The sequence below is a fragment of the Streptomyces dysideae genome (assembly GCF_001514305.1).
GTDB classification, from domain to species: Bacteria; Actinomycetota; Actinomycetes; order Streptomycetales; family Streptomycetaceae; genus Streptomyces; species Streptomyces dysideae.
The window spans coordinates 37,419-53,835 of record NZ_KQ949102.1; the positions used below are offsets into that span (position 1 = coordinate 37,419).

The 16,417-nt window shown below is 72.4% G+C and carries 14 protein-coding genes and 1 pseudogene; 5 read left to right on the plus strand and 10 right to left on the minus strand.

Annotated elements, in window-relative coordinates; all coding sequences use genetic code 11:
* Nucleotides 1-72: 72 nt before the first annotated feature.
* Both AQJ91_RS33910 and AQJ91_RS33915 read right to left on the minus strand, forming a co-directional pair.
* Nucleotides 73-1,317 (minus strand): MFS transporter, encoded by a 1,245-nt coding sequence (locus AQJ91_RS33910; RefSeq protein WP_067029271.1) that lies wholly within the window; start codon nucleotides 1,315-1,317, stop codon nucleotides 73-75.
* Nucleotides 1,318-1,387: 70 nt separating this feature from the next.
* A complete protein-coding gene (locus AQJ91_RS33915; RefSeq protein WP_067029273.1) occupies nucleotides 1,388-1,930 on the minus strand; it encodes an SDR family oxidoreductase in 543 nt (180 codons plus the stop codon).
* Between the two features lie 189 nt (nucleotides 1,931-2,119).
* Between AQJ91_RS33915 and AQJ91_RS33920 the strand changes: the two genes are divergently transcribed.
* Complete coding sequence (locus AQJ91_RS33920) at nucleotides 2,120-5,434, plus strand: ATP-binding protein (protein ID WP_199848088.1); 3,315 nt, start codon at nucleotides 2,120-2,122, stop codon at nucleotides 5,432-5,434.
* Between the two features lie 33 nt (nucleotides 5,435-5,467).
* On the opposite strand, the gene AQJ91_RS33925 is transcribed toward AQJ91_RS33920, so the two are convergent.
* Nucleotides 5,468-6,133: a ScbR family autoregulator-binding transcription factor gene (locus AQJ91_RS33925; RefSeq protein WP_199848089.1), complete on the minus strand. Its 666-nt coding sequence runs from the start codon at nucleotides 6,131-6,133 to the stop codon at nucleotides 5,468-5,470.
* 108 nt (nucleotides 6,134-6,241) lie between these two features.
* Here AQJ91_RS33925 and AQJ91_RS33930 point away from each other — a divergent pair, with 108 nt between their 5' ends.
* The 3 genes from AQJ91_RS33930 (at nucleotide 6,242) to AQJ91_RS33940 (ending at nucleotide 9,365) form a co-directional block, all read left to right on the plus strand.
* A complete protein-coding gene (locus tag AQJ91_RS33930) occupies nucleotides 6,242-7,291 on the plus strand; it encodes a ScbA/BarX family gamma-butyrolactone biosynthesis protein (protein ID WP_079085408.1) in 1,050 nt (349 codons plus the stop codon).
* A gap of 213 nt (nucleotides 7,292-7,504) precedes the next feature.
* Nucleotides 7,505-8,677 (plus strand): acyl-CoA dehydrogenase family protein, encoded by a 1,173-nt coding sequence (locus tag AQJ91_RS33935; RefSeq protein ID WP_234383206.1) that lies wholly within the window; start codon nucleotides 7,505-7,507, stop codon nucleotides 8,675-8,677.
* Nucleotides 8,670-9,365: an HAD family hydrolase gene (locus AQJ91_RS33940; protein ID WP_067029279.1), complete on the plus strand. Its 696-nt coding sequence runs from the start codon at nucleotides 8,670-8,672 to the stop codon at nucleotides 9,363-9,365. The genes AQJ91_RS33935 and AQJ91_RS33940 overlap by 8 nt, the downstream gene beginning before the upstream one ends.
* 40 nt (nucleotides 9,366-9,405) lie before the next feature.
* Here AQJ91_RS33940 and AQJ91_RS33945 read toward each other — a convergent pair whose 3' ends face one another.
* Complete coding sequence (locus AQJ91_RS33945) at nucleotides 9,406-9,993, minus strand: TetR/AcrR family transcriptional regulator (protein ID WP_079085409.1); 588 nt, start codon at nucleotides 9,991-9,993, stop codon at nucleotides 9,406-9,408.
* Nucleotides 9,994-10,397: 404 nt separating this feature from the next.
* On the opposite strand from AQJ91_RS33945, the pseudogene AQJ91_RS58470 reads away from it, so the two are divergent.
* Nucleotides 10,398-10,670, plus strand: a pseudogene (locus AQJ91_RS58470) (SAM-dependent methyltransferase); the annotation flags it as partial.
* 47 nt (nucleotides 10,671-10,717) lie between these two features.
* Here the strand turns inward: AQJ91_RS58470 and AQJ91_RS33950 are convergent.
* From AQJ91_RS33950 to AQJ91_RS33975, 6 genes are all read right to left on the minus strand, one after another.
* Nucleotides 10,718-11,980: an MFS transporter gene (locus tag AQJ91_RS33950; RefSeq protein ID WP_067029283.1), complete on the minus strand. Its 1,263-nt coding sequence runs from the start codon at nucleotides 11,978-11,980 to the stop codon at nucleotides 10,718-10,720.
* A complete protein-coding gene (locus AQJ91_RS33955) occupies nucleotides 11,977-13,113 on the minus strand; it encodes a GNAT family N-acetyltransferase (protein ID WP_067029285.1) in 1,137 nt (378 codons plus the stop codon). The genes AQJ91_RS33950 and AQJ91_RS33955 overlap by 4 nt, the downstream gene beginning before the upstream one ends.
* Nucleotides 13,114-13,317: 204 nt before the next feature.
* Entirely contained in the window at nucleotides 13,318-14,028 is a 711-nt protein-coding gene (locus AQJ91_RS33960) for an enoyl-CoA hydratase/isomerase family protein (protein WP_267891266.1), read from the minus strand.
* A gap of 52 nt (nucleotides 14,029-14,080) precedes the next feature.
* A complete protein-coding gene (locus AQJ91_RS33965; RefSeq protein WP_067029287.1) occupies nucleotides 14,081-14,449 on the minus strand; it encodes a hypothetical protein in 369 nt (122 codons plus the stop codon).
* 69 nt (nucleotides 14,450-14,518) lie between these two features.
* The gene (locus tag AQJ91_RS33970) at nucleotides 14,519-15,367 is read right to left on the minus strand and encodes a DMT family transporter (protein WP_107122607.1); all 849 of its coding nucleotides are present in this window, start codon (nucleotides 15,365-15,367) and stop codon (nucleotides 14,519-14,521) included.
* A 93-nt stretch (nucleotides 15,368-15,460) separates the two neighbouring features.
* Complete coding sequence (locus AQJ91_RS33975; RefSeq protein WP_067029289.1) at nucleotides 15,461-16,408, minus strand: methionyl-tRNA formyltransferase; 948 nt, start codon at nucleotides 16,406-16,408, stop codon at nucleotides 15,461-15,463.
* Nucleotides 16,409-16,417: the final 9 nt, after the last annotated feature.

A 16,417-nucleotide genomic window follows, 5' to 3' on the forward strand; every position in this document is an offset into this window, starting at 1 on the left:
ACGCCCGGACCTTGGCGGGACGGCCCCCGAACTCCCCCGTGACGGGAGGACGTTCGAGGGCCGTGCGGCGGCTTACGCGCCGGGCCGCTTCGCCGGGAAGCCGTGGCTGCGGGCGAGTACGACGACCCCGAGCACCGGCAGCAGGAGCAGCAGCATGGTCCAGGGGAAGGACTCGCTGCCGATCACGCCGAGCAGAATGCCTCCGATGATGCCGCCGCCCGCCATGGCGACGTTCCACAGCGTGACGAGCATCGCCTGGGCCGCGTCGGCGGAGTCCCCGCCGGCGTCGCCCACGGCGGTCTGCAGCAGCGTCGGCACACCGCCCCAGCCGAGGCCCCACAGCAGGGCGGCGACGTACACGAGGGCGGTGTTGTCGGAGACCACCGCCAGCAGCGCCGCGGACACGGCGACCAACAGGGTGCTGGCGATGGTCAGCGCGCGCAGCCGGCGGTGGATCTGGGCGCCCACGATCCAGATGCTGACCAGCGAAGCGGCACCGAACACCAGCAGCACCAGGTCGGTGCGGCCGCCCATGCCCAGGTCCTCCAGGAACGTGGCGATGTACGCGTAGAGGACGGTATGCGCCAAGACGAAGACCAGCGTGACGAACAGGACCGGGGCCACACCCGGGACCCGCAGCGCGCCCAGCATCTTCGGGCGCTCACCACGCTCCTGACCCGGGTAGTCCGGTACGGCGGCGACGATCCACAGCAGAAGGATGACGGTGAGGCCCGTCATGGCCAGGAACGCCGTGCGCCAGCCGACCGTCTGGCCGAGGAAGGTGCCGGCCGGCACACCGAGCGAGAGCGCCACCGGAATACCGGCCATGGCGACGGCGATCGCCTTGCCCTGCAACGGGACGGGTGCCATACGCCGCGCGTACCCGGCGAGCAGCGCCCAGGCCAGGCCGGCGGCGACACCCGCGACGAATCGCGCCACCATCGTCACGCCGTAGACCGACGACACGGCCGTGACGGTGTTGGCCACGGCGAAGCCCGCCATGGCGGTCAGCAGCAGCGCCTTGCGCCGCCAGGCCGAGGTGGCCGCGGTCAGCGGGATCGCGGTCAGGGCGGTGCCGATCGCGTAGATCGTCACCGTCTGGCCGGTCGCCGACTGGCTCACATGCAGGTCGTTGCTCATCGCGGGGAGCAGGCCCGCCGGGAGCGTCTCGGTGAGGCTGGTGATGAAGACGGCCGTGGCGAGGGCCAACAGGGCGAAGAGCGGGAGCTTCTGTCGCTCCTCGCTCCCGTCCTTGACGTCGGGTGCGGCTCGGCTGCCCTTTCCGGGGGCGGCGGCGGTGTCTGGTGAGGTACTCATGTGGTGATCTCCGGATCTTTCGGGACGTGGTGGATCGCGGCGGGTGCCGTGGGTCCTCCGGGACAGCCGGCTACGGGTGGCCGAGGCCGCCGTCGACCGGGAGCCGGACGCCCGTCGTGAACGTGGCGTCCGTGGCGAGGAAGAGGGCGGCACGTGCCACCTCCTCGGCGGAGCCGAGCCGGCCCAGCGGAGGCAGAGGGGCCGTGTCGTCGGCCGACGCCTCGATACAGCTCGGGGCGACGGCGTTCACGCGGATGCCGCGGGCGATGAGTTCGGCGGCGAGCGCGCGCACGGAGGCCGGGGTCGGGGCGGGAGCGGTGAGCACGACCGCGCCGTGGTCCACGAGGTACGCAAGGAGCGGACGCGCCGTCGGTACGGCGTCGGCGAAGACGAGGTCGATGCCGCCGACGGGCCCGAGAGCGGCCTCGACGGTGTCCGGTGCGACCACACGGGCCGCGGAGCCCAACTCGACGCCCGCCTGGTCCCGCTCTTGCGCGGTACGCGCGGTCAGCAGCACGTGGGCGCCGCCCTCCACGAGCCGCTTGGCGATGGCCAGCCCGATCCCGGTGGTCTGCCCGACGACCACGGCCCTTCTGCCCGCGTACCTGGCCATGCCTACCGCTCCCTCCTCATGGCGCCGCTGCCGGACGCACCGCGGCATCCGACGGCGACGACTGTGCGCGCCGGCGCTTCGGAGGGACTTCGGGGCCGCTGACGGTTCGCTGACGGTCGCCGCCCCGGGCCGCTCCGACGGATCCCGCCCGGACTCGGCCCGCCGCCCCGGACCTGTACGGTTGCTCGCATGCGGTTTGGGGTGCTCGGGCCACTTGTGGTGTGGGACGACGAGGGGGAGACGGTCGCGGTCCCCGAACTCAAGGTCCGGGCCCTGCTCGCGGATCTGCTCGCGCACGACGGGAAGCCGGTCTCCGCCGACCGCCTCGTCCACGACCTGTGGGGCGACGCACCGCCGGGCAAGCCGAGCGGCGCGCTCCAGGCCAAGGTCTCCCAACTGCGCCGGGTTCTCGGCCGGGACCGCGTCGTACGACAGGCACCGGGCTACCGCCTGCGGCTCGACCCCGCCTCCGACGAGGTCGACGCCGACCGCTTTCACGCCCTCGTCGCCGAGGCCCGCCCCGTCCGCGACCCCCGCGCCAGGGCCGCGCTGCTCACCGAGGCCCTCGACCTGTGGCGGGGACCGGCCTACGCCGACTTCGCGGACGAGGAGTTCGCACGGGGGGCCGCGCGGCGCCTCGCCGAGCAGAGACTGTCCGTGCTCGAGGAGCAGGCCGAAGCCCGTCTGGAGGCGGGGGACCACGTCCTGCTCGCCGGCGAACTGGCCGACCTGGTGGCCCGGCATCCCCTACGGGAACGCCTGCGCGCCCTCCAGATCCGGGCGCTCTACCTGGCCGGCCGCCAGAGCGAGGCTCTCGCCTCGTACGAGGCCCTGCGCGCCCACCTCGCCGAAGAACTCGGCCTGGACCCCAGTCCCGCCCTCGGCGCCCTCCACCAGGCGGTGCTGCGCCAGGACCCGGAGCTGGGACAGACGTTCACCACCACGCCGCCAACGGCACCCGGCACGTCAGCGACCGCGTCCGGTTCCACCCCGACCACCTTCGCGACGCCCTCCACCACGGTCCGGGCGATCCCGACTCCCCCCCCCAGAACCCCCCCTTCGAACCTCCCCGCCCCCCTCACCCCCCTCGTCGGTCGCACCGACGCCCTGACCCGCCTCGCCCAACTCCTCGGCTCCGCCCGCCTGGTGACCCTCACCGGCCCGGGCGGTGTCGGCAAGACGCGCCTCGCAGTGGCCGCGGCCGCGTCGATGACGGCGGAGAAACTGCCCGATGGTGTCTGGCTGGTGGAGTTCTCCGGCGTCCGGGCCGGCACCGCCGCCGACCTCGCCCAGGTCGTCGCCTCCGTACTCGGCGTCCGCGACGACGCCCCGTCCGCCCTGCCGGGCACCGGAGCGCCGTCCCCGTCCCCGGCTCACCGGCTCGCTGCCGTCCTGCGGGACCGCCGTACCCTGCTGGTCCTGGACAACTGCGAGCACGTCGTCGACGCCGCCGCCGAACTCACCGAGCTGCTGCTACGCACCGCCCCCGGGGTGCGGACCCTGGTGACCAGCCAGGAACCGCTCGGCCTGGCGGGCGAGGCCGTGTTCCTCGTCGAGCCGCTGCCCACCGGCGACGCCGTACGGCTGTTCACCGAGCGAGCCGCCGCCTCCGCCCCCGGCTTCCCCGGTGAGCCGGAGGCCTCCGACCCGGCCGACCGTGCCGCTGTCGCCGAGATCTGCCGCCGGCTGGACGGCATCCCGCTCGCCCTGGAGCTGGCCGCGACCCGGGTACGCGCCCTGGGAGTGCAGGAGTTGGCGGCCCGGCTCGGCGACCGGTTCCGGCTCCTGACCGCCGGGCAGCGGGGTGCGCCCGTCCGGCAGCAGACCCTGCGGGCGATGATCGACTGGAGCTGGGAACTGCTCAGCGCACCCGAACGCATCGTGCTGCGCCGGCTCGCCGTGCACAGCGACGGCTGCGACCTGGCCGCCGCCGAAGCGGTGTGCGCGGGCGACGGTGTGGCACACGAGGAGGTGCTCGACCTCGTGACGCGGCTCGTCGACCGGTCCTTCGTGGTCGTCGTCGAGGGCCCGGTCGGGCCCCGCTACCGGCTTCTGGAGTCCGTCGCCGCGTACGCCACGGAGCGGCTGGACGAGATGCAGGACCTCACCGCCGTACGCGATCGCCATCTGCGCCACTACCTCGCGCTCGCCGAACGCGCCGAGTCCCGGCTGCGCTGCGCGGGCCAGCGCTCCTGGCTCGCCCGCCTGGACGCGGAGGCCGGCAATCTGCGCGCCGCGCTCGACGAGGCAGTGCGCCGCGCCGCCGCCGGGCAGGCCGACGAGGCCGTACGACTGGCCACCGCCCTGTCCTGGTGGTGGCTGCTGCGCGGCCGGCTCACCGAGGCGCGCCGTAGCCTGTCGGCCGTCCTGGCCGCCGCTCCCGACGCCCCCGAACTCGCCCTGCTGCACGCCGCGTTCGCCCTCCTCACCGGAGACCACACCGAGGCGGCGAGCCCCGCGACGGCCGACGCCGTCCCTGACCCGGTACGCCGGGCCCGTGCCCTGTGGCTGGGTGCGTACGGCCTGTTCAGCGCGGGCGAGGTGACTGCGAGCGCCGAGCTGAACGCGCGGGCACTCGACCTCTTCGACAGCGCGGGCGAGCAGTGGGGCACCGCCGCCGCGCTCGGCCTGCGCGCCGCGCTCGCCCTGGTCCGCGGCGACCTTGACGCCCTCGGCCGGGACGGTATGCGCAGCGCCGAGCTCTTCGGTGAAGTGGGCGACCGCTGGGGCGAGTTGCAGACCGTGTCGCCGCTCGCCGCGCTCGCCGAGATCAAGGGCGAGTACGCCGAGGCGGCCCGCCTGCAACGGGAAGGGCTGCGCCTGGCGCGGGAACTGGGCCTGGAGGCCGAGGTGTCGGCGCGGCTGTCCGGGCTCGGCCGGCTCGCCCTGCTCGCTCGCGACTGGGACCAGGCTCGCAGCCTGCACGAGCAGGCACGCCGTATCGCCGCCGAACAGGGTTACAAGTACGGCGAGATCCACTCCGAGATGGGCCTGGCGCTCGGGGCGCGCCGCTCCGGCGACCTCGACGCCGCCGAGACTCACCTACTGCACATCCGCGACGGCTTCGCCGACATCTCCTCGGAAGCGGGCGACCATCTGCTCCTGGCCGAGCTCGGTTTCATCGCCGAACTCCGCGGCGACGCCGACCAGTGCGTCCGCCATCACCTGCGCGGACTGGATGTCGCCCGCTCCCTCGGTGAGCCGCGCGCGCTGGCCCTGTCCCTGGAGGGGCTCGCGGGCGCGGCGGCACTGCAGGGGGGTGCGCCTGGCGCCGGGTGCGCCGCGCTGCTGCTCGGAGCGGCGGACGCGGCCCGTCGGGAGGTGGGCGCCCCGCTGCCGCCCGCCGAGCGCGGTGACGTCGACCGTGTCACGACGGCCGCACGGGCGATGCTGGGCCGGCCGGCCTTCACGGAGGCGTTCGAGCAAGGGGCGCGGCTCGGCGTGGAGGAAGCGGTGCGCCAGGCGCGCACGACACTCAACTGGACTGATTCCCAGGAAAGGTGAGAACCAGCCTGCGGGTTCGGGTCTTCCTGTTCCTCACCTGGGTCGGGGCGCGGAGGGACATCGGCCCATGTCCTTCTCCGCCGACGGAATGATCGTCCGTACCAGGTCGGTGGTGCGCTCCACCAGGTCCGCCCGATCGTCGAGCACCCACGAGATGTGCTGGGCGCCGAAGAAGGCGGAGACCAGGACGGTGGCGAGGGTCTCGGGCGCCGGCAGGTCGTCCCCCGTGCCCGCTTCCCGGTCCCTTGCCAGCCACGAGGCGATCAGCCGGGTGTACGCCTCGTACGGCAGCGGGAGCCGGACGCCGATCATCTGCCGTTCCAGTTGCAGCCGTGCTCCGGCCTGGATGACCGTCTCGTCCCGGAACGCCGTCGCCGTGCGGAGCAGCAGTTCGGCGACGGAGCCGAGCGGAGGGAGAGCCAACTCCTCCACGGTCTCGGCGATCTCCCCGATCCGGCCGTAGAACTGCTCGGTCACAGCGAGCGCAAGGGCGTCCTTGTTCTCGTAGTGGAAGTAAACGGCGCCCTTGGTCATCCCGGCCGCCTCGGCCACGTCCAGGATGGTCACCGCTGGATAGCCCTTGGCGGCGAACGCCTGGGCGGCGGCCGTGAGGATGACCTTCCTCGACCGTACCGCGCGCTCCTGCTTGAGCGCCCTGCTGTGCGGCGGGAGTTGAACGCCGAAGGCTTCATCGGCCATTTCCATCGTGATCCCTTTACACTCTTTTGAGGAAACCTTCTCGAAGGTATATTTGGTGTTCTGGGGACAGGCTGTGTCGGCCTGCCCCGAGTTCTAGGGGGAGAGACGATGTATCAGGGCCGGCTTCGGAGAGAGAATCCCGACCACCCCGTCCGTGCGGATCCGGGACTCGACTTCGAGCGGACCGTGGCCCGTCGGCTCGTGCACCGGGCCGCCGTGGCAGAGGTCTTCGTCACCGACGCGGTGGTGCTCGGCGAGGACCACTTCCTGGTCGGCAGCCAGTGGCCCCGTGACCACGCGCTCTACCACCCCGACGCCCAGCGCAGAAGCGACCCCCTGCTGTTCGCCGAGACGATCAGACAGGCGCTCGTCTACGTCGCCCACTGGCACTACGAAGTCCCGCTCGGCCACCGGTTCGTGGGGTACGACATGGACTTCGAGATCACCGACCCGGGCGCTCTGTGCGTGGGCGGCCGGCCGATGCCGGTGGAGTTGGAGGCACGCTGGCAGTGGACCGACCGCCGCCCGCCCCGCCGGTACGGCGCGCGGCTGGAGGTCGCGCTGACTGTCGGGGGCCGTCGCTGCGGCCGCGGCAGCCTGCGGGTGGTGGCGCTCGACGAGCGCAGCTATCGCATCATCCGCGGGCGGACCGGCCGGGCGGAGTCCGTGCCCGTCGCGGCCGAGGAGCCGTACGCACGGCTGGATCCGGGCCTGGTGGGTCGGCTGCGGGACAAGGACAGTGTGCTGGCGCGCGGTTCGGCGGCCGGCGAGTGGCTGCTGCGGCCGAACCTCGATCACGCCATCCTGTTCGACCACCCCACCGATCATCTGCCGCTGATGGTGCTCCTGGAGGGTTTCCGTCAGCTGGGGCACCTGATGACGCACTCGCCCACATCGCGGCCCGGCAGCCCCGCGCTCACGCTTGTGTCGGCGGCCGTCGACTGTCTGGCCTTCGCGGAACTCGACGTACCCACCCGACTCGTCGTACGCGAGAAGGCGACGGCCGCAGATCCGACGGCCGTGGACGTACGGGCCGAGCGTCGGCTGCACCTCGACGCGCTCCAAGGCGACACCGTGGTCGCGAGCTGCGCTTCGGTCTGGGCTCCGGTGCGGCTCGCCACGGCGGCAGAGCGGCCTGTCGGGCTTACGGTGCCCTAGTTCGTGAGAGCGGACGCCGCCCTCTCGCACGGGCACGCAACAACACTCCATGCCCCGCCTCCTCGTTGCTGCCTCGGGCATGGTCGGCGAACCACTTACATACCGTCGGGAAGGAATCCTACTGGAGCATGGCGGAAAATCGAAGGGCCGTGGCGTCTTTGCGTCGGCGGCGCACTCAACAGCCTCTGCGGGGCCGATCGAGGGACGGACGCCGTGACTGACGCCGATATACGACGAGTTCGAGCCACGCCGAGCGGACCGTCCGAGGGGCTCGACGCCCATGCGGTGAGACGGGCGGCGGATACGGCACGTCGTGACGCCCGCGCGGCGCAGCGGGATCGGCGGCTGACGGACGGGACGGTCGCCGCCGTGGCGAACGCGGGCTTCGCGCGGCATTTCGTCCCACGGCGATGGGGTGGTGACGAGGGGACGTTCGCCGAGGTGTTCCGAGCGGCCGCCGGGGTGGGGGAGGGATGTGCCTCCGCCGCGTGGTGTGCCGTCCTGTGGGCGGCACACGGGCGGTTCGCGGCGCTGCTGCCGGAGGAGGGCCAGAAGGAGATCTGGGGTGAGGGCCCCGACGTCCGGATCGCCGCCGCCCTCATGCCACCGTCGGGAAGCGCGTCCAGGGTGTCCAGAGGGTGGCTTCTCCAGGGAGAGTGGGATCTGACCAGCGGCGTCGACCACGCCCAGTGGATGCTGCTCGCCGCGCCGGAAGCCGATGAACCGGGCCGCCCGGTGCGGGTCTTCGCTGTCCCGAGAAGGCGTGTGACCGTGCATGACACCTGGAACGCCACGGGGCTGCGCGCCACCGGCAGCAACACCGTCGTCCTCGACGCGACCGTGGTGCCCGACAGCCGCAGCGTCCCCCTTGCCGTACTGCTCGCCGGCGACGGCGGGGGAGACGCGCCCCGGTGCCACGCCGCGCCCGCCCATCTCGCGGGCGGGCTCATGTTCTGCGCCCCCGCGGCGGGCGCCGCCCGCCGGGCCCTCACCGTCTGGAACCGCTGGGCCCGGACGGCCGCGCCCGGTGGTGTACGGCCCTTGGACCGCGCGTCGGTGCAGGAGCGCCTCGCCCGCTCGGCCGCGGAGATCGAGGCGGCCGAGCTGATGTTGTGTACGGCGGCGGACAGGGCGGACGTCGGGGCGATCACCGAGGCGGCGACAGCGGTCAACCGGCGGGACGCCACCCTCGCGGTGGACTGGCTGGCCACCGCGGTCGATCGGCTCTTCCGCACTGGCGGGGCACATCTGCGTGACGCGGAAGGCGAGTTGCACCGGCACTGGTCGGATGTCCTGACCGTTGCTTCCCACGGCGCACTGCGCCTGGAGCCGGCCGCCGAGGCCTACGCCCGCTCCCTCGAAGCCCACGGGGGCGGCGATGCCTGACACACCTGGGCCGGCACCCCGACGGCTGGTGTTCAGCGACGTCGACGAGACCCTGCTCAGCGGCAAGAGCCTGTTCGACTTCCTGGACTTCTACTTCGCCGGGCGGCACGGAGCCGAGGGAGCCCGCCACGCGGCGGGGACACGGCATCGTATCGCCGCCCTGGTGGCCGCGGGCTCCCCGCGGGAGGTGGGGAACCGGGCCTACTACGAGGCATGGCGGGGCGAACGTCTGGACGCGGTGACGGACTGGGGCGCCAGATGGTTCCGCGGGAGGAGCGGCACGCCGGGCTTCTATGTGCCCGCCGTCCGCGCAGCGCTGCGCGAGCACCGGAACGCCGGGGACCATGTCGTGCTGGTGTCGGGTTCCCTGCCCGCGGTGGTGGACCCCGTCGCGGCCGATGTCGGCGCCCGTCATGTGCTCTGCACCCGCCCCGAGGTGCGGGACGGCGTCCTCACCGGAGCTGTCGTCGGCGAGCCCCGCATCGGGGAGGGGAAACGAAGAGCCGTGCACGACCTGGCCGCGGGCTACCCGGACATCAGCCTGTCCGACTGCTACGGATACGGAGACCATGCCTCGGACCTGCCGATGCTCACCGAGGTAGGACACCCCGTCGTCGTCGGCGGCAGCCCGGACCTGCTGGCGCAGATACCCCACGCGCGTGTCCTGCTGGGCGGCGGGCCGCTCTGAGCCGGCCGAGCGCCGGACGTCGGCCGCCGTCGTTCGGCGGTCATGTGCCGCACTCCGTGTCGCTCGGAGACAGCAACTGCCAGAACTGGGAGACCTGCTCGGTGCCGTCGCCGGGCCCGGTCGTCGGCGCGGTGTAGTACAGCCCGAAAATCAGGGCCACGACCAGTGAGCTGATCAGCTCCGGGCACTGCCGGGTGGTCAGCTCCCGCCTCTCCTGGGCGTCGCCGACGAGCCGGGTGAGGGTGGCCGACAGATCGCTGATGACAGTGGGCGGGCGTCCGTGGGTACAGCCCTCCTCGAACGCGAGACGGGTCCCGGCGCGGAACCGGAGGTCCGACTGCATCCGGCGTACGAAACCGTCCGTGACGCGGCGCAGGTTCGCGAGCGGTGGGTCACCCTCACCGATCTCTTGAAGCAGTTCCTGCCCCACCCGGTGGAACGCCGAGGTGAACACGGCGGCGAGGGCCTCCTTGGAGGGGAAGTGGGCGTACAACGCGCCTTTGGTCATGCCGACATGGCCCGCGATGCGCTGGAGATTGGCGCCCGCGTAGCCATGGCGCGAGAACTCGTCGGCCGACGCGTCCAAGAACCGCTCATGAGTGCGCGAAGCCCGCTCCTGTTTCGCCATGACTACCCCTCCGTCGACGCTCTGCCGCTCGCAATAAAAGTCGTTGGCGAATCTTTTCCTGTCGGTGGAGCGCTTACAAGCCCGGGAGGGGATGCGGCTCAAACGGCCGTGGCAGATCGCGAGCGGCGGCTCCGGCGCAGGACTTCTCGCGGGGCTTCGCCGACTTCGACATTGGCCTGGAGATGGCGAACCGTGCGCTGTCCTTCAGCCGGATCACGGTGGTACGACCTCGCCGAGCGCGGCCGGTATTCGTGCGCGGTCCTGTGGCTGGGGAACATCTACCGGGTCGTCACCGCCGACTTGCTCAAGCTGTTCCACATTGCTGTGCCGGAGCGCCCGGCGCCGAAGAGCCGACCGCTGCGACATCCGAGGTGAAGACGGACCCTAGATCGACCGGACGGCGAGTCCGGCGCCTCCTGGCCGGCCTCCCCTCGGGCTGCCACCTCGTCGTCAGCGACAGCACGGCCACGAGCGAGGGCATGACTGCCGCGGCGGAGGCGTACGACGCGAGCGGCGCCGTGCCATAACCACGTGAGCAGCATCGGCGAGATCGCCGCCTACCTGGCGGTCTCGGCCTGGTGGACCCGGACATCGTTCAGGTGCCCGACTGGTGGCCCGACACACAGGGGCCGAGTGATGCCGCGGTGGCGGTGGTAGACGCGTACTGCGGGGTCGGGGCGCAAGGCCTGAGGGCCGGTGCTCATGGCCCACTCCGACGGTCGGCTCATGACACACGGCCTTTCGCTTCCGGCGTGGGCCCGGGCCGCGGCAGGTCGATGCCGCGGGCGAGCAGGCCGGCGGCCAGGCTCCATCCCGCCAACGCCCACCACAGGGCCGCGGACCGCACGCCCGGCAGGCTTGTCGCCAGCAGTGGGGCGAGCGCGGTGGCGATGCCGACGAGGACCTGGTTGGAGGCCAGATAGGTGCCGCGCTCCTCGTCCGGCGGCAGGCCGGTCAGCAGCACCAGGGACGCCTGCGACACCGCCAGCTCCCCGATGGTGTACACCGTCATGCCCGCGGTGAGGACGACGAGGGCCACGGTCGGGGAGACGGTCCTCGCCAGGGCCGCGGCGGCGAAGAGCACGACGTAACAGAGCCCGCCGACGGCGAGGACATGACCGGGGCGCAGCCGGTCCAGCAGGCGGCTGAGCGGCAGTGGCAGCGCGGTGAGAAGCGCGGTGTTGACGGCGAACAGCACGCCCACCGTCCAGGACGGCAGCGCCAGTTCCCGCAGGACGAACACCGGCAGCGCGCTCTCCATGGCCAGCGCGGCCGCCCACAGCAGGGCGTTCGCGGAGGCGACCCGCACGAAGGCACGGTGCTTCCAAGGCCGGATCCGGGCGTGCGCGGGCCGTGCGCCTTCGGCCGGGGCGCCGGGCGGTGTGGTGGGCAGGCCCAGGCACAGGACGGCGGTCATGACGAAGCTGGCCGCGTTCACCAGGCCGAGCACCACGAATCCGGAGGCGGTGTCCACGACGAACACCGCGGCGAGCAGCGCCCCGGCCCCCATGCCCCCGTTGAACGTAACCCGTGACAGGGCGAGCCACCGGCTGCGCTGCTCCTCGTGAGCCAGCCGGGCCGCGAGCAGCGGAGTGGCCACCTGCTCGGCGCGGTTGCCGAGGGCGAGGGCCGTACCGCCCAGGACGAGGGGCCACACCCCCGGTACGGAGACGAACGCGACGAGGGCCAGGGCCCGGACGGCGGATGCCGCGACGAGGACGGTCCGGGGGCCGCACCGGTCGGCGAGCCGGCCGACCACGAACAGCCCCGGCAGCGCCAGGAGCGTCGTGATGGTCAGGGCCACGCCCACCGCCCTGAGGGACAGGCCGGACAGCGAGGTGAAGAACAGCAGGGAGAAGGGATAGAAGAACCCGGTGCCCAGCGCGTTGACGAACCCGGATGCGCCGAACCACACCACGCCGCGCCCGCGCGGCAGGAACCCGGCGGGCGCGCCCACGTCCGGTGCCGAGGTGGTGGGCGGGGTCATGCGCGACCGCCCGGGCGCAGGACGTGGCAGCGCTGCTCCGTAGCCGTACACCCCCGGGACCGCTTGGTGTCCGTGCTGCCCAGGCCGTAGTGGATGACCGACACGCCGGCCGCGGCGGCCTCCTCGACGAGCCGGTAGTACAGCAGCTCGAAGTACAACGGCAGTCCCGTACGCCGCTGGTAGGCGTAGTCGTATCCGGTCTGGCGGGCGTACCAGTGGTCGCCGTGGCGCAGGATCAGGGCGAAGCCGCAGATGTCCCCGTCCGCGCGGGCCACCGCCGCGAACGCGTCGTCGCCGAAGGCGTCGCGGGTCTGGCGCAGCACCGGCAGCGACTGGTCCGGCGCCCACGTGATGCCGTATTTCCCGAGGAGTTCGGCCTCCAGGGCGGCGAAGCGGACGAGGTCCGCGTCGGCCAGGGGCTCCAGGGCCGTACGGACGTCGGCGGCCCGGACCCGGCGGCGTTCCGCGGCCACGGACACCCGGCGCTTGCGGGGCAGCGTGGCCAGATAGCCCTCGTATCCGTCCTTCGGCACCCGCAGCACGCTGTAGTGGCCCGAGACGAAGCTCTCGTATCCGCGCGCGGCCAGCAGCGCGCCCAACTGCCGGTCGGATTCCGCCGCCTCGCCCAGGTACAGGAAGCACAGCCCGGCCGCGCCCATGCCGTACGCCTGTGACTCCGCGGCCTCGACGAGCGGCGCCAGATCGTGCTCGGTGGCGGAAGGGCCGTACAGGATCCGGGTGTTGCCGATGTGCCGGCCGCCGGCCAGCAGCGCGGGCAGGAGCACGGACGTCGGATCGTCCCCGAGGTCCGTCAGGAACTCGGCCGCCCCCGGCAGCCCGGCCTCCGCGCTGCCCCGCAGAACGGCGTCCGGGCGGCCCAGCATCCAGGGCACCGACGCGGTGGCCAGGGCGGTCGCCAGCGCCGCGACCGGTTGTCCGTCCCGTTCGGTCCACAGATACCGCATGGGCACACCCGCGGTCGCCTCGGCCACGTCCAGCCAGCGACAAGTCAGGAAGAGGTCACCGGGGCCGGCCAGGGCGTCCCAACCCCTGCGGGGCAGGTCCACGGCACGATCGACCGCCTGGACACCCGTCGGCAGGCGGTGATCCGGGTCCTGGACTCGGGCGGGCATCGGGACTCCTCGTGGGGTGTGTTCGGGGCTGGGTGGGCGTGGTCCGGATGGGGTGGGGTGTCACGCACGGTCGAGGGTGCGGCGCGTGCGCTGGTGCGTGGGCGCGCCCGAGGTGTGACCGGTCGCGTGGACATCCGTTGGCGATGGTGGTCCGGGGTCTGGGCCCGGGTGAGCTTCCGGGGTTTCGCGGGGGTGGGCGGGGTGTTACTCGCGGTTGAGGATTCGGCGCATCCGTCGGCGTGGCAGGTCGGTGGCGAAGTCGGCTCGGTTGCGTAGGCGGGTGCTGTGTTGCATGGCGCGTAGCTGCTGGGTGTGGGGCAGGCTCAGGGTGTACTTGGTGGCGGCGAACGCCGGGAGGTCGTACGCGGCGAAGTGCAGCGCGCGCTTGAGCGCCGTGCGGGCGAGGTCGCCGTCCGGCACGATCTCGTGCAGCAGCCCGTCGGCCAGGGACGACTCGGGCGACCAGGGCTCGCCGGACATCAGCATGTTCTGCATCACGTGGCGCCCGACGGTGCGTTCCAGGAGGTAGCCGCCGAAGGTGCACGCGAGGCCCAGCTCGAAGTGCGGCATCCGCAGCGAGCAGCTCTCCGATCCGAGGCGGTAGTCACAGGCGAGGGCGAGCATCAGGCCGATGCCGATGACATGGCCGTCGAGTGCGGCGACGGTCGGTTTGGGCATCTCCAGGCAGACGACGCACAGATCGGCGATGGCATCCGTCCAGGCGTCGGTCTCCGCACCGGCCGTGAGGTCGATCATCTCGCGGAAGTCGCATCCCACCGCGAAGGACTTGCCCTCCTGCGCGCGCAGTACCACCGACCGGACGGAGTCGTCCGCCGCCAACTCGCCCAGGAGGCTCTGCAGTTCACGCATACGCCGACTGCTCATGGCGTTTCCGTGATGCCGGTCCGCGAACATCACGACCGCCGTCGGTCCGCTGCGCTCGCAGACGAAGGTCCCGTGGGAGGGATCAGCGCCGGACACCGCTGCGGTGCTCCCATTCCGCCACGATCACCGCCAGGTCGCCGAGCGTGAAGCCGGCAGCGGTCATCTCCCGGGCCTTCGGCTCGCCCAGCACGGCCTGGAAGGCCGCGAGAGCGTCCGAGCCGTCGTGGAACCGCCGCCATTGGGTGAGGGACAGCGTGTACGGGGACGGCAATGCGAAGGTCACGCCCTTGAGTTCATAACGGAACGGGCCCGGCAGCGACCTGGCGTACTGGCGTGCGCGTGCGTCCAGCGACACGGTGCCGTCGTCGGCCGCCGCAGTGAGCGGACGACACACGGTGGCGGGCGCGTACACGGTGCTCGTCTGCGGGGCTATCGGATCGGTGGCGGGCATACGGGCTCCAGGGAGTGACGGAGGAAGTCACGGGTCGGGTCGAGTCGGGTGGGGACGGACCGGAGGCGCTCAGCTCCAGGCGAGCAGCAGGACGCTGCCCACCGCCAGGAGCACCCCGGCATGCTGGATACCGCGGATGCGTTCCCCCAGCACGAAGCGGGCCAGCAGCACCGTGCTGATGGGGTAGAGCGACGCGAGCAGTCCGACGACGGCGAGGCTGCCGTCCCGGACGGCCACGAGGTAGAGGACGCTCGACCCCATGTCGAGCGCCCCGGACAGCAGGGCCAGCTGCCGCGGCCGCCCGGACAGCCGCAGCGGGGTGCGCCGCGCCAGGCCGAGGCCCAGCAGCAGGGTCAGTGAGGCACAGCGGGCCCACACCAGCGGCCACAGGCTGGAGTCGCTCGGCGTGCGGGCCAGGAAGACGAAGAACAGGCCGAAGCCCGCGCCGGCCAGCAGCGCGATGCCCAGCGTGCGCAGTGCCTTGCGGCGGTCGGCGGACTCGGCGGAGCTCTCGCCGTTCAGGGACACCAGCAGCACCGAGGCGAGCGCGCACACCACGCCGACCACGGCCAGGGCGGTGAGCCGGTCGCCCAGCAGCACCCCGGCGATCACTGGGAGCGCGGCCGCCGCGGCGGCTGTGGTAGGCGCGACCAGGCTCATCACGCCGTTGGCCAGCGCGTGGTACAGCAGCATGGCGCCGAGGCTGCCGCACAGTCCGGCCAGCCCGCCCCAGGCCGCCTCCGACCAGCTGGTGCCGCCGCGTGAGAGAGCGCCGGCGAACGCGAGTGCCGTCAGCAGTCCGGCGGTGTTCGACCAGAGGACGATCACGAAGGCGCTGGCGCGCTTGGTCGCCAGACCGCCGACGAAGTCGGCGGAGCCGAGCACCATCGCCGAGGCGAGGGCCAGGAACAGATGCACCGGGAACAACTCCTTGTGGGGGCAGGACAGGGACGACGGGAGGGCGGCTCCGCAGGGGAGCCGCCCGAAGGAGAGACGAGAGCCATCCGTCCCTTACGGATGGCGCGTCAGGTACCCCCCCATGGTGGTGAAGAAGTCGATCCCGCGGTACTCCGTGCCGTCGTCCGTCCGGAGCCGCTCGATGACCAGACCCCGCTCCGTCCCCCGGCGCGCGTCGGGCCCGCACACCACGGCCACGCCCTCGCCCTCGGGCCGGAACACCCGGCCGACGGTGCCGCCCAGCCGGGCCCGGGAGACCGAGGCGGACAGAATCCGAACCCGCTGCCCCTTGAAGTAGGCGAACGCGTTGGGGTACGGGTCGACCTGGGCGCGGGCCAGGTTGCTGATGTCCTGGGCGGACCAGGTCCAGTCGATCCTGCTGTCCTCGACCGAACGCTTGTGGAAGAAGGTCGCCTCGGTGGGATCCTGCTTGGTCCACTCGGTGCGGCCCGACCCGATGAGGTCGATGGCCTCCAGGGTCACGGGGACGAACAGCTCCACCGTCTTGTGGAACAGGTCCGTGACGGTGTCCTTGTCCTCCACGGCGACCCGCTTCTGCACCACGATGTCGCCGAGGTCGAAGTCCTCGTTCATGAAGTGGGCGGTGACGCCGACCTCCGACTCGCCGTTGACCAGCGCCCAGTTGAGCGGGGCGAAGCCGCCGTAACGGGGCAGCAGCGCGTCGTGCACGTTGATCGCCCCGTACTTGGCCAGGTCGTAGATGCGCGGCGCGACCCAGGAGCGCCAGTCGGAGGAGACCAGCAGGTCGGGGGCGAGCTCCCGGAGACGGTCGGCCACCTCGTCGTCGTTGGCGTACTTGCGTTCCAGCACAGGGACGCCGTGCGCGCGCGCCAGGTCGACGACCGAGTCGTTCCAGATGGTCTCGTAGACGTGGTCGCTCGTCGGGTGGGTGATGACGAGCGGCACTTCGTGCTCGGAGTTCAGCAGGGCCTCGAGGACCCGGTGCCCCCAGGTCTGGTAGCCCATGAAGACGATGCGCATGTGTTTCAC

Bases quoted from the DNA above. Each gene is read 5' to 3' on its own strand.
- AQJ91_RS33920 (WP_199848088.1), top strand. From the start codon at position 2,120: ATGCGGTTTGGGGTGCTCGGGCCACTTGTGGTGTGGGACGACGAGGGG.
- AQJ91_RS33950 (WP_067029283.1), bottom strand. From the start codon at position 11,980: ATGACCCCGCCCACCACCTCGGCACCGGACGTGGGCGCGCCCGCCGGG.
- AQJ91_RS33930 (WP_079085408.1), top strand. From the start codon at position 6,242: ATGTATCAGGGCCGGCTTCGGAGAGAGAATCCCGACCACCCCGTCCGT.
- AQJ91_RS33955 (WP_067029285.1), bottom strand. From the start codon at position 13,113: ATGCCCGCCCGAGTCCAGGACCCGGATCACCGCCTGCCGACGGGTGTC.
- AQJ91_RS33945 (WP_079085409.1), bottom strand. From the start codon at position 9,993: ATGGCGAAACAGGAGCGGGCTTCGCGCACTCATGAGCGGTTCTTGGAC.
- AQJ91_RS33915 (WP_067029273.1), bottom strand. From the start codon at position 1,930: ATGGCCAGGTACGCGGGCAGAAGGGCCGTGGTCGTCGGGCAGACCACC.
- AQJ91_RS33960 (WP_267891266.1), bottom strand. From the start codon at position 14,028: ATGTTCGCGGACCGGCATCACGGAAACGCCATGAGCAGTCGGCGTATG.
- AQJ91_RS33940 (WP_067029279.1), top strand. From the start codon at position 8,670: ATGCCTGACACACCTGGGCCGGCACCCCGACGGCTGGTGTTCAGCGAC.
- AQJ91_RS33910 (WP_067029271.1), bottom strand. From the start codon at position 1,317: ATGAGTACCTCACCAGACACCGCCGCCGCCCCCGGAAAGGGCAGCCGA.
- AQJ91_RS33975 (WP_067029289.1), bottom strand. From the start codon at position 16,408: ATGCGCATCGTCTTCATGGGCTACCAGACCTGGGGGCACCGGGTCCTC.
- AQJ91_RS33925 (WP_199848089.1), bottom strand. From the start codon at position 6,133: ATGGCCGATGAAGCCTTCGGCGTTCAACTCCCGCCGCACAGCAGGGCG.
- AQJ91_RS33965 (WP_067029287.1), bottom strand. From the start codon at position 14,449: ATGCCCGCCACCGATCCGATAGCCCCGCAGACGAGCACCGTGTACGCG.